Below are 12,230 nucleotides of genomic sequence, written 5' to 3'. Positions count from 1 at the left end.
CTTTTTAATGACCGTTCGTCGTTAAGCTGCCAGATTTTTTGCAGTGACGACCATTTTTTTGGCGTGAGCCAATGATTCTTTCGTCAGATCGATGCCTCCGAGCATGCGGGCGACCTCTTCTACACGTTCTTTTTTGCTCAGTTTTGACACGGCGGTTCGCGTGGTTTCGCTCTCGCGGACCTTGTGCACGAAGAGGTGTTGATGGCATTGCGCAGCCACTTGCGGCAAGTGGGTGACGGTCAACACCTGGCCTCGTTCGCCGAGGCGGCGCAGCAGTTGCCCCACGATTTCGGCAGTCGGGCCGCCAATGCCCACATCCACTTCGTCGAATACCAGAGTGGGTACGCGAGAGGTTTGTGCGGTGATGACCTGAATGGCCAGGCTGATACGCGACAGTTCACCGCCAGAGGCGACCTTGGCCAGGGCCTTTAGTGGCTGGCCGGGGTTGGCGCTTACGAGCAGTTCGACTTGCTCCAGGCCGTGAGGCGTAGGGTCATTGCTGCTCTGTGAGCGCAGCTCGATCAGGAAGCGGCCACCGGGCATGCCAAGACGCTGGATTTCTTCTTCTACTGCACTGCTCAGGCGTGTTGCGGCCAGGCTGCGCAGGTTGCTGAGTTCGCGTGCGCACTCATGATAGTGGCGGGAATAGGACGTCAGCTCATTGGCCAGGCGTTCGATGTTTTCATCGTTGGCGTTAAGGGTTTCGAGTTCATCCAGCAGTTTTTGCTGCAATGCCGCCACTTCGGTGGGTTGCACCCTGTGTTTGCGCGCCAGTGTATAGATGGTGTCGAGTCGCTCTTCGAGGTACTGCAGGCGGCTCGGGTCAGCATCAAAGTGATCGATGAAGCGGTTGAGTTCGCCCACGGCTTCTTCAACCTGGATCTGTGCGCTGGCCAGCAGGTCGGTTGCTTCACCCAGTGAACCCGAATGGCTGTTGATGCTCGACAGGCGGTTCAGGCTGGCTGTCAGCGCATTGAGCACGTTGCCGGAGTCGCTTTCGCTACACTGCTCGACTACCTGACGGCAGATGGTCAGCAGGGTTTCGGCGTTGGTCAGGTTTTTGTGTTCCTGCTCCAGCTCCTCCAGTTCGTTTTCACCCAGGGAAAGGGTTTCAAGCTCTTCGAGCTGGTAGCTCAGCAACTGATGGCGTGCGCGTTGCTCATCGCCGGAGTTGGACAGGTGCTCGAGCTCTTGTCGGGTCTGGCGCCAGCGTTGTGCAGCGAGCTGAACCTGACGGGCCAGATCCGTGGCGCCGGCAAATTCGTCGAGCAGGCGGCGGTGGGTGTCGGGCTTTAGCAGTGACTGGTGTTCGTGCTGGCTGTGGATATCAATCAGCAGCTCGCCTAGGGCTTTCAAGTCACCTTGAGGGCAGGGTGTGCCGTTGATGTAGCTGCGCGAGCGCCCTTCGGCGGTGATGACCCGGCGCAAGATGCACGGGCCGTCGCCTTCCAGGTCGCGCTCGGCCAGCCAGGCACGGGCTTCGGGAATGTGTTGCAGGTCGAAGGTGGCCAGGATGTCAGCCTTGTCGGCTCCGGGGCGTACTACACCGCTGTCGGCACGATCGCCGAGGGTCAGGCCCAGCGCATCGAGCATGATCGATTTGCCGGCGCCGGTTTCGCCAGTGATTACGCTCATCCCGCGATCGAGTTCAAGATCGAGATGTTCAACGATGGCGTAGTTATGTACGGACAGGTGCACCAGCATGGGAGCCGCTCCAAAACGTAATGTCTGGTTATTTATACAGTGTTTTGTTTCGTGCTGACAATGGTTGTGCTTAGTTCGATTTGCTTGTTTTTTTATGTTTTTTAGCTCGTTTTGGTTTTTTTGCAGCAAGGGCGTTGAGGTTCAAACATGCCTTTTCTGGTTTTTTGGCTCTTGAACCTGAGAATTGCGACCCCATATACCTTGGCAGAAGCGCGAGTCGAGCTCGCGGACGATGTTTGAAAGGAGAAATCTATGGCAGACGAACAGACTATGGATACGCAGAACCAGGAAGCTAATCAGGCCGCCGATATCGCAGGTGAGGATCTGGCAGCCCGAGTGCAGGTGCTTGAAGAGCAGCTGGCAGCCGCTAACGATCAGGCTCTGCGCGTAGCTGCCGATCTGCAGAATGTTCGCCGTCGTGCCGAACAGGATGTCGAGAAGGCGCACAAGTTTGCGTTGGAAAAGTTCGCTGGCGACCTGTTGCCTGTGATCGACAGCCTGGAGCGCGGTCTTGAGCTTTCCAGCCCGGACGATGAAAACATTCGCCCAATGCGTGAAGGGATTGAACTGACCCTGAAAATGTTCCAGGACACCCTGAAGCGTTATCAGCTGGAAGCGATCGATCCACATGGCGAACCCTTCAATGCCGAGCATCATCAAGCGATGGCAATGCAGGAGAGCGCTGACCTCGAGCCGAACAGTGTGCTCAAGGTGTTTCAAAAAGGTTATCAGCTCAATGGTCGCTTGCTGCGCCCGGCTATGGTCGTAGTTAGCAAGGCGCCAGCGCCGGTTTCGCCATCGATTGACGAACAGGCTTGAAATCGGCCGCAAGGCCCCCATTTAGAAGTCAAGCGTTAAGCAGTGCCGCAGTTGGTCATTACTGCTGCGGCAACAAAATTCAAATTTAGGGAGAGTAAACATGGGCAGAATTATCGGTATTGACCTCGGGACCACCAACTCGTGTGTTTCGGTTCTTGAAAACGGTAAAGCTAAAGTTATCGAAAACGCAGAAGGCGCGCGTACTACGCCGTCGATCGTTGCGTACGCCAATGATGGCGAAATTCTTGTTGGCCAGTCGGCCAAGCGTCAGGCAGTGACCAATCCGCATAACACCTTGTACGCGGTGAAGCGTCTGATCGGTCGTCGTTTTGACGAAGAAGTTGTGCAGAAAGACATTCAGATGGTTCCGTACAAGATCGCCAAGGCTGATAACGGCGACGCTTGGGTTGAAGTGAACGGCCAGAAAATGGCTCCGCCACAGATCTCGGCTGAAATTCTGAAGAAAATGAAGAAAACCGCCGAAGACTACCTCGGCGAGCCAGTGACTGAAGCGGTAATTACCGTTCCGGCCTACTTCAACGACAGCCAGCGTCAGGCGACCAAAGACGCCGGCCGTATTGCGGGCCTGGACGTTAAGCGCATCATCAACGAACCAACCGCAGCTGCTCTGGCTTACGGTATGGACAAGGCGAAAGGCGACCACACTGTCATCGTTTATGACTTGGGTGGCGGTACTTTCGACGTGTCGGTAATTGAAATTGCCGAAGTGGATGGCGAGCACCAGTTTGAAGTGCTGGCAACCAACGGCGACACGTTCCTGGGTGGTGAAGACTTTGACATCCGTCTGATCGACTACCTGGTTGACGAGTTCAAGAAAGAAAGCGGCATGAACCTCAAAGGTGACCCGCTGGCAATGCAGCGTCTGAAAGAAGCTGCTGAAAAAGCCAAGATCGAACTGTCGTCGAGCCAGTCGACTGACGTGAATCTGCCGTACATCACTGCAGATGCAACCGGTCCTAAGCACTTGAACGTGAAGATTTCCCGCGCCAAGCTGGAATCGCTGGTTGAAGACCTGGTTCAACGCACCATCGAGCCATGCCGTATCGCGCTGAAAGATGCCGGTATCGACGTTGGCGCGATCAACGACGTGATCCTGGTCGGTGGTCAGACTCGCATGCCGCTGGTACAGAAGCTGGTAACCGAGTTCTTCGGCAAGGAAGCACGTAAAGACGTGAACCCGGACGAAGCTGTTGCAATGGGTGCTGCTATCCAGGGCGCGGTATTGGCCGGTGATGTTAAAGACGTTCTGTTGCTGGACGTGAGCCCGCTGACTTTGGGTATCGAAACCATGGGTGGCGTAATGACTGCCCTGATCGAGAAAAACACCACGATTCCTACCAAGAAATCGCAAGTGTTCTCGACGGCTGACGATAACCAGGGCGCAGTGACCATTCACGTGCTGCAAGGCGAGCGCAAGCAAGCCGCTCAGAACAAGTCGTTGGGCAAGTTCGACCTGGCTGACATTCCACCAGCTCCACGTGGCGTGCCTCAGATCGAAGTGACCTTCGACATCGATGCCAACGGCATCCTGCACGTAAGTGCAAAAGACAAGGCGACTGGCAAGTCTCAGTCCATCGTGATCAAGGCTAACTCGGGTCTGTCCGAGGAAGAAATTGCTCAGATGGTACGTGACGCTGAAATCAACGCCGAAGAAGACCGCAAGTTCGAAGAACTGGCAGCTGCACGTAACCAGGGCGACGCACTGGTTCACTCGACTCGCAAAATGATCGTCGATGCTGGCGACAAAGTAACCGAGGAAGAGAAAGCTGCAATCGAAGCTGCTGTAGTTGCACTTGAAGCCGCTGTTAAAGGCGACGACAAGGCTGCTATCGAAGCTAAGGTTGAAGAGCTGTCCAAGGTGTCCGCTCCAGTTGCTCAGAAGATGTACGCTGAGCAGGCGAACCCGGCAGACGCAGCGGCCAAGCCAGCTGATTCGGCTGAAAAAGCGGACGACGTTGTCGACGCTGAGTTCGAAGAAGTAAAAGACAACAAGTAATCAGCTTGTTTGTCGGCCAGTTGACCGCGCTTTAGCGGTGACTGGTAGGATGTCGCCGCGCGGGAGCTAGCTCCCGCGTTGGCGTGTCTGGAGTAAAGGAATTTTTACAGCATGCGACAAGGTCGAATGCTGGCGGTTTGGTCTGGATCTTTCTTGTTTTCCGGCCAGAGGTAACCGCTCCTGTCGGCCAATGCATTGGCTGTTAAACAGAAACCAATATCGTTGAAAAGACGTGAGTCGGGTCTGATCCTTTTCGGGCTTGGCGGGTTTGGCGAGGCTCGGGAGGGTTTTGTCGAACGTCCTTGAGAGTGCAAAGAATTATGGCAAAGCGCGACTATTACGAAATATTGGGTGTTGAACGCACTACGACTGAGATCGAGCTGAAAAAAGCTTATCGCCGGCTGGCGATGAAGCATCACCCGGACCGCAATCCGGATGACAAGGCCTCGGAAGAGCTGTTCAAAGAGGCTAACGAAGCTTACGAAGTTCTGTCGGACTCCAGCAAGCGTGCTGCCTACGATCAATACGGCCATGCCGGTGTTGATCCGCAAATGGGTGGCGGCGGTGCAGGTTTTGGCGGTCAGAACTTCTCCGATATTTTCGGCGATGTGTTCAGCGATTTCTTTGGCGGTGGTCGTGGCGGCTCCCGGGGCGGCGCTCAGCGTGGTAGCGATTTGCGCTATACGCTGGAACTGGACCTGGAAGAGGCTGTACGCGGTACCACGGTCAATATCCGCGTTCCGACGCTGGTCAATTGCAAGCCGTGTGACGGTTCGGGTGCCAAGAAAGGCTCCTCGCCCGTAACCTGTACAACGTGCGGTGGTATTGGCCAGGTGCGCATGCAGCAGGGTTTCTTCGCTGTGCAGCAAACCTGTCCGCGTTGCCATGGGCAGGGCAAGGTCATTTCTGATCCGTGCGACAGCTGCCGTGGCGAAGGTCGCGTCGAAGAGTACAAAACCCTTTCCGTCAAAGTGCCAGCGGGCGTTGATACCGGCGATCGTATCCGTCTTTCGGGCGAAGGCGAGGCGGGCGTACAGGGTGGGCCAACGGGTGACCTGTACGTAGTGATCGAAGTGCGCGAACACGCGATTTTCCAGCGCGACGGCAAGCATCTGTTCTGTGAAGTGCCTATCAACTTTGCTGATGCTGCGCTGGGTGCCGAGATTGAAGTGCCGACGCTGGATGGTCGGGTCAAGCTGAAAATCCCGGAAGGCACGCAGACCGGCAAGCAGTTCCGTCTGCGTGGCAAAGGTGTGGCCCCGGTACGTGGCGGCGGCGCTGGCGACTTGATGTGCCGTGTGGTGATTGAAACGCCGGTGAAACTCAATCGTCGTCAGCGTGAGTTGATGGAAGAGTTTCGCGCAACACTGGAAGGCGACAGCAGTCACTCGCCTAACGCAACCGGTTGGTTCGAAGGCGTGAAGCGCTTCTTTGGCGACCTGTAAGGAGCGGTGCATGCGACGTATAGCTGTGATGGGCGCTGCCGGGCGCATGGGCAAGACATTGATCGATGCGGTGCAGCAGCGCTCACCCGTCTGCGGGCTGACGGCGGCTATCGTTCGTCCTGGTAGTTCGCTGCTGGGGGCTGATGCCGGTGAGCTGGCTTCTATCGGGCGAATTGATGTGCCGTTGTCGGCCAGCCTGCACGATGTCGCTGCTGATTTTGACGTGCTGATCGATTTCACTTTGCCTGAAGTGATGCTGAGCAATCTGGCGGTGTGTCGCAAGCTGGGCAAGGCCATGGTGATTGGCACCACGGGCTTGAGCGCGGCGCAAAAGCAGCTGCTGGTCGAAGCGGGTCAGGACATTGCGATTGTCTTTGCTTCCAACTTCAGCGTTGGTGTCAACCTGTCGTTCAAGCTGCTCGACATGGCTGCGCGGGTGATGGGCGATGATGCGGATATCGAAATCATCGAAGCTCATCATCGGCATAAGGTCGACGCACCCTCCGGTACCGCAATGCGCATGGGTGAAGTCATTGCCGATGCGCTGGGTCGTGATCTGCAAAAGGTCGCGGTCTATGGTCGTGAAGGCCATACCGGTGCTCGCGAGCGTGAAACCATTGGTTTCGCCACGGTACGCGGCGGTGATGTGGTGGGTGATCACACCGTGCTGTTCGCCACTGAAGGAGAGCGGCTCGAAATTACCCACAAGGCATCCAGTCGTATGACCTTTGCCAAGGGCGCTGTTCGTGCTGCACTTTGGCTGGACGGGCGTCAGCCTGGCTTGTATGACATGCAGGATGTGCTCGACCTGCGTTGAGTAATCTCTGTAAAATCGGGCTGTTGGTGCGCCATCAGCCCGATTTTTAACCGCTAAGCGATTTTCTGTCGCATTCCCCTGTCTTTTAGACTCTTTAGCGGTAGACCAAAAAAGCCTTTTTCTGTAAGCTACAGCTTTAGTGTGTCCACTAAAAGCGCGCAGATAATTCGATGAAGAAGCGGGGTGACGTGTCCATACGTCACTCCGCTTTTTTACAACCTGCGATCGCCCTTTCAGGCTTTATTTACGGGAGGTCTTCTTGACTAAGCAAGCCATACTCGCCCTCGCTGATGGCAGCATTTTTCGCGGCGAAGCCATTGGGGCCGACGGTCAAACCGTTGGTGAGGTGGTGTTTAACACCGCAATGACTGGCTACCAGGAGATCCTGACGGATCCTTCCTACGCTCAGCAAATCGTGACCCTGACTTACCCGCATGTTGGCAATACCGGTACTACCCCGGAAGACGCCGAGTCTGATCGTGTCTGGTCCGCAGGTCTGGTAATCCGTGATCTGCCACTGGTTGCCAGCAACTGGCGTAACAAGATGTCGCTGTCTGATTACCTGAAAGCCAACAATGTTGTGGCTATCGCCGGTATCGACACCCGTCGCCTGACTCGCATCCTGCGTGAAAAAGGCGCACAGAACGGCTGCATCATGGCCGGTGACAACATTTCCGATGAGGCAGCCATTGCAGCCGCACGCGGTTTCCCTGGCCTGAAGGGTATGGATCTGGCGAAAGTCGTCAGCACCGAAAAAGCTTACGAGTGGCGCTCCAGTGTCTGGAACCTGGCCACCGACAGTCACCCAACCATCGAAGCCAGCGAGTTGCCTTACCATGTAGTCGCTTACGACTACGGCGTGAAGTGGAACATCCTGCGCATGCTGGTTGAGCGCGGCTGCCGCGTTACTGTTGTGCCGGCACAAACCCCGGCCAGCGATGTACTCGCACTCAACCCGGATGGCGTGTTCCTGTCCAACGGCCCGGGTGATCCTGAGCCTTGCGACTACGCGATTACCGCTATCCAGGAAGTTCTGAAGACCGAAATTCCGGTATTCGGCATCTGCCTGGGTCACCAGCTGCTGGCTCTGGCCTCCGGCGCCAAGACCGTGAAAATGGGTCATGGTCATCACGGTGCCAACCACCCTGTTCAGGATCTGGACACCGGCGTTGTGATGATCACCAGCCAGAACCATGGTTTTGCGGTAGACGAAGCGACCTTGCCAGCCAACGTGCGTGCTATCCACAAGTCGCTGTTCGACGGCACGCTGCAAGGCATCGAACTGACCGACAAGAGTGCTTTCAGCTTCCAGGGCCACCCTGAAGCAAGCCCGGGCCCGAACGACGTTGCACCGCTGTTCGATCGCTTCATCAATGAGATGGCCAAGCGCCGCTGATCAGCTTCCTGCTGTAGCACCCTGTGGAGGCCCCGAATTGCGGTGGCCCCCGGGGTGCTTCAGGAGCCTGATTGACAGCTTGCCGACTGACCTGCGGATTTGAGTGACAAACCCATGCCAAAACGTACAGACATAAAAAGCATCCTGATTCTCGGCGCTGGCCCGATCGTTATCGGCCAGGCGTGTGAATTCGACTACTCCGGCGCCCAGGCCTGCAAGGCCCTGCGCGAAGAGGGTTACCGCGTCATCCTGGTGAACTCCAACCCGGCCACCATCATGACCGACCCGGACATGGCCGACGCGACCTACATCGAGCCGATCAAGTGGCAGACCGTTGCCAAGATCATCGAAAAAGAGCGTCCAGACGCACTGTTGCCGACCATGGGCGGCCAGACTGCACTGAACTGCGCACTGGATCTGGAGCGCGAAGGCGTTCTGGAGAAGTTCGGCGTAGAAATGATCGGCGCCAATGCCGACACGATCGACAAGGCTGAAGACCGTTCGCGCTTCGACAAGGCGATGAAGTCCATCGGCCTTGACTGCCCGCGCTCCGGTATTGCCCACAGCATGGAAGAGGCCAACGCGGTTCTCGAAAAGCTGGGCTTCCCGTGCATCATCCGCCCGTCCTTCACCATGGGCGGCACCGGTGGCGGTATTGCTTACAATCGTGAAGAGTTCGAAGAAATCTGCGCTCGCGGTCTGGATCTGTCGCCAACCAAAGAGCTGCTGATCGACGAATCCCTGATCGGCTGGAAAGAATACGAGATGGAGGTTGTCCGCGATAAGAAGGACAACTGCATCATCGTTTGCTCGATTGAAAACTTCGACCCGATGGGCGTGCACACCGGTGACTCGATCACCGTTGCTCCGGCACAGACCCTGACGGACAAGGAATACCAGATCATGCGTAACGCCTCGTTGGCGGTACTGCGTGAGATCGGCGTTGAAACCGGCGGTTCCAACGTTCAGTTCGGCATCTGCCCGGACACCGGTCGTATGGTCGTGATCGAGATGAACCCGCGTGTATCGCGCTCCTCGGCGCTGGCATCGAAAGCCACCGGCTTCCCGATTGCGCGTATCGCCGCCAAGCTGGCGATCGGTTACACCCTGGACGAACTGCAAAACGAAATCACCGGCGGCGCAACGCCTGCGTCCTTCGAGCCGTCCATCGACTACGTTGTGACCAAGCTGCCTCGCTTTGCTTTCGAAAAATTCCCGAAAGCCGATGCCCGTTTGACTACTCAGATGAAATCGGTAGGTGAAGTCATGGCCATTGGCCGGACTTTCCAGGAATCACTGCAAAAGGCCCTTCGCGGCCTGGAAGTGGGCGTAAGCGGTCTTGATCCAAAGCTCGACCTGAGCAACCCGGAAAGCATGGCCGTGCTCAAGCGCGAGCTGACCGTGCCGGGCGCTGAGCGTATCTGGTACGTGGCTGACGCTTTCCGCGCAGGCATGACCGTTGAAGATATCTTTGGCATGAACATGATTGACCCTTGGTTCCTGGTACAGATCGAAGATCTGATCAAGGACGAAGAAAAAATCAAGACCATGGCGCTGTCCTCGATCGATCGCGACGCCATGTATCGCCTCAAGCGCAAGGGCTTCTCTGATGCGCGTCTGGCTGTATTGCTGGGTGTGACCGAGAAAAATCTGCGTCGCCACCGTCACAAGCTGGAAGTGTTCCCGGTCTACAAGCGCGTTGACACCTGCGCGGCCGAGTTCGCTACAGACACTGCTTACATGTACTCCACCTATGAGGAAGAGTGCGAAGCCAACCCTTCGGATCGTGACAAGATCATGATTCTGGGTGGCGGTCCGAACCGTATCGGTCAAGGTATCGAGTTCGACTATTGCTGCGTTCACGCCGCTCTGGCGCTGCGTGCCGATGGTTACGAGACCATCATGGTCAACTGCAACCCGGAAACCGTTTCCACCGACTACGACACCTCGGATCGTCTGTACTTCGAATCCGTAACTCTGGAAGACGTGCTGGAAATCGTGCGCGTCGAGAAGCCAAAAGGTGTGATCGTCCAGTACGGCGGCCAAACCCCGTTGAAACTGGCTCGTGCCCTGGAAGAAGCTGGCGTGCCAATCATCGGCACCAGCCCTGACGCCATCGACCGTGCAGAAGACCGCGAGCGCTTCCAGCAGATGGTTGAGCGTCTGAACCTGCGTCAGCCGCCTAACGCCACCGTGCGCAGCGAAGACGAAGCCATTCGTGCTGCTGGCAAGATCGGTTACCCGCTGGTAGTTCGTCCTTCCTACGTGTTGGGCGGTCGTGCGATGGAAATCGTTTACGAAGAAGAAGAGCTCAAGCGTTACCTGCGCGATGCGGTGAAAGTGTCCAACGACAGCCCTGTGCTGCTGGACCACTTCCTGAACTGCGCAATTGAGATGGACGTTGATGCTGTCTGCGACGGTACTGATGTCGTGATCGGCGCGATCATGCAGCACATCGAACAGGCGGGCGTTCACTCCGGTGACTCCGCTTGCTCGCTGCCGCCGTACTCGCTGCCGCTGCACATCCAGGACGAGATGCGCGAACAGGTCAAGAAAATGGCTCTGGAATTGGGCGTTGTCGGCCTGATGAACGTGCAATTGGCTCTGCAGGGCGAAGATATCTACGTGATCGAAGTGAACCCGCGCGCATCGCGTACCGTTCCTTTCGTGTCCAAGTGCATCGGTGTTTCCCTGGCCATGATCGCGGCACGCGTGATGGCTGGTAAAACCCTGAAGGAAATTGGCTTCACCAAAGAAATCATTCCTAACTTCTACAGCGTGAAAGAGGCGGTCTTCCCGTTCGCCAAATTCCCGGGTGTTGACCCGATTCTCGGCCCTGAGATGAAGTCCACCGGTGAAGTGATGGGCGTGGGCGATACCTTCGGCGAAGCTTTTGCCAAGGCCCAGATGGGTGCAAGCGAAGTGCTGCCGACTGGCGGTACTGCGTTCATCAGCGTTCGTGACGACGACAAGCCTTTGGTGGCCGGTGTCGCTCGCGACCTGATCAGCCTGGGCTTCGAAATCGTTTCGACTGCTGGTACTGCCAAGTTCATCGAAGCTGCAGGCTTGAAAGTGCGCCGTGTGAACAAGGTGACCGAGGGTCGTCCGCACGTTGTCGACATGATCAAGAATGACGAAGTTACCTTGATTATCAACACCACCGAAGGTCGTCAGTCGATTGCTGACTCCTATTCCATTCGCCGCAACGCGCTGCAGCACAAGATCTACTGCACCACGACTATTGCTGCTGGCGAAGCGATCTGTGAAGCGCTTAAGTTCGGTCCTGAAAAAACCGTGCGTCGCTTGCAGGATCTACACGCAGGATTGAAGGCATGATCAAGTACCCAATGACGGTCCAGGGCCATAAAGCCCTGGAAGATGAGCTTGCACACCTGACCAAAGTTGTTCGGCCAAAGCTGAGCAAGGAAATCGGTACGGCGCGTGAGCTCGGCGACCTGAAAGAAAACGCGGAATACCATGCGGCTCGTGAGCTTCAAGGTATGTCTGAGGCTCGTATCCGTGATATCGAAGGTCGCCTGCAGAACGCAGTAGTGATTGATGTGACGGCTATTCCTCATACCGGCAAGGTGATTTTCGGTACGACGGTCGAAATCGCTAACGTTGAAACTGACGAACGAGTTGTCTATCAGATCGTTGGTGAAGATGAAGCTGACTTCAAGCTCGGAAAAATCTCCGTCGGCTCGCCGCTTGCTCGTGCCTTGATTGCCAAGGAAGAGGGTGACGTAGTAGCGGTGAAAACACCTGGCGGTGTTATCGAATACGAGATCATTGAAGTACGTCACATCTAGGAATGACGCCCGCCTTGTGCGGGCGCACTTCTTTGGCGGCTGATCCGGGTGTTCCGGGTTGGCAGCTTGTGGTTGTTGCACACAGAATTTTTGCCGGTGCTGGCCTTAAAGGCGGTTGGCAGCGTTGCTGGATGAAGAGGTAAATGGCAGGGCGGGAAGTATTGCGTTGGGCGTCTCTGGCTGCCTGATGCGTTGCGCGGGCAGTTCTTGCATGACTCTCGGG

At 56.4% G+C, this 12,230-nt stretch carries 8 protein-coding genes; 7 read left to right on the top strand and 1 reads right to left on the bottom strand.

Annotation, left to right across the window (positions count from 1 at the left end):
- Window positions 1–21 precede the first annotated feature (21 nt).
- Complete coding sequence (gene recN / locus BLW11_RS00660; RefSeq protein WP_048362125.1) at window positions 22–1,704, bottom strand: DNA repair protein RecN; 1,683 nt, start codon at window positions 1,702–1,704, stop codon at window positions 22–24.
- A gap of 252 nt (window positions 1,705–1,956) precedes the next feature.
- Here recN and grpE point away from each other — a divergent pair, with 252 nt between their 5' ends.
- From grpE to greA, 7 genes are all read left to right on the top strand, one after another.
- Window positions 1,957–2,523, top strand: coding sequence for a nucleotide exchange factor GrpE (grpE, locus tag BLW11_RS00655; RefSeq protein WP_048362126.1), 567 nt, complete (start codon window positions 1,957–1,959; stop codon window positions 2,521–2,523).
- Window positions 2,524–2,623: 100 nt separating this feature from the next.
- A complete protein-coding gene (dnaK, locus tag BLW11_RS00650; RefSeq protein ID WP_019825894.1) occupies window positions 2,624–4,540 on the top strand; it encodes a molecular chaperone DnaK in 1,917 nt (638 codons plus the stop codon).
- Window positions 4,541–4,860: 320 nt separating this feature from the next.
- Window positions 4,861–5,985, top strand: coding sequence for a molecular chaperone DnaJ (gene dnaJ, locus BLW11_RS00645; RefSeq protein WP_048362127.1), 1,125 nt, complete (start codon window positions 4,861–4,863; stop codon window positions 5,983–5,985).
- A 10-nt stretch (window positions 5,986–5,995) separates the two neighbouring features.
- Entirely contained in the window at window positions 5,996–6,802 is an 807-nt protein-coding gene (gene dapB / locus BLW11_RS00640) for a 4-hydroxy-tetrahydrodipicolinate reductase (RefSeq protein ID WP_048362128.1), read from the top strand.
- Window positions 6,803–7,061: 259 nt separating this feature from the next.
- On the top strand, window positions 7,062–8,198 hold the full coding sequence (carA, locus tag BLW11_RS00635) for a glutamine-hydrolyzing carbamoyl-phosphate synthase small subunit (protein ID WP_048362129.1): 1,137 nt from the start codon (window positions 7,062–7,064) through the stop codon (window positions 8,196–8,198).
- A gap of 114 nt (window positions 8,199–8,312) precedes the next feature.
- Entirely contained in the window at window positions 8,313–11,534 is a 3,222-nt protein-coding gene (carB, locus tag BLW11_RS00630; protein WP_048362171.1) for a carbamoyl-phosphate synthase large subunit, read from the top strand.
- Entirely contained in the window at window positions 11,531–12,007 is a 477-nt protein-coding gene (gene greA, locus BLW11_RS00625) for a transcription elongation factor GreA (RefSeq protein WP_048362130.1), read from the top strand. The genes carB and greA overlap by 4 nt, the downstream gene beginning before the upstream one ends.
- Window positions 12,008–12,230: the final 223 nt, after the last annotated feature.

Origin of the sequence: Pseudomonas deceptionensis, assembly GCF_900106095.1 — a bacterium.
GTDB lineage: Bacteria > Pseudomonadota > Gammaproteobacteria > Pseudomonadales > Pseudomonadaceae > Aquipseudomonas > Aquipseudomonas deceptionensis.
The sequence above is the reverse complement of the archived record's forward strand: the minus strand, read 5'-3'. Positions and strand labels throughout refer to the sequence as shown.

Coding starts and splice junctions, on each gene's coding strand:
- recN (WP_048362125.1), bottom strand. CDS start 1,704: ATGCTGGTGCACCTGTCCGTACATAACTACGCCATCGTTGAACATCTC.
- grpE (WP_048362126.1), top strand. CDS start 1,957: ATGGCAGACGAACAGACTATGGATACGCAGAACCAGGAAGCTAATCAG.
- dnaK (WP_019825894.1), top strand. CDS start 2,624: ATGGGCAGAATTATCGGTATTGACCTCGGGACCACCAACTCGTGTGTT.
- dnaJ (WP_048362127.1), top strand. CDS start 4,861: ATGGCAAAGCGCGACTATTACGAAATATTGGGTGTTGAACGCACTACG.
- dapB (WP_048362128.1), top strand. CDS start 5,996: ATGCGACGTATAGCTGTGATGGGCGCTGCCGGGCGCATGGGCAAGACA.
- carB (WP_048362171.1), top strand. CDS start 8,313: ATGCCAAAACGTACAGACATAAAAAGCATCCTGATTCTCGGCGCTGGC.
- greA (WP_048362130.1), top strand. CDS start 11,531: ATGATCAAGTACCCAATGACGGTCCAGGGCCATAAAGCCCTGGAAGAT.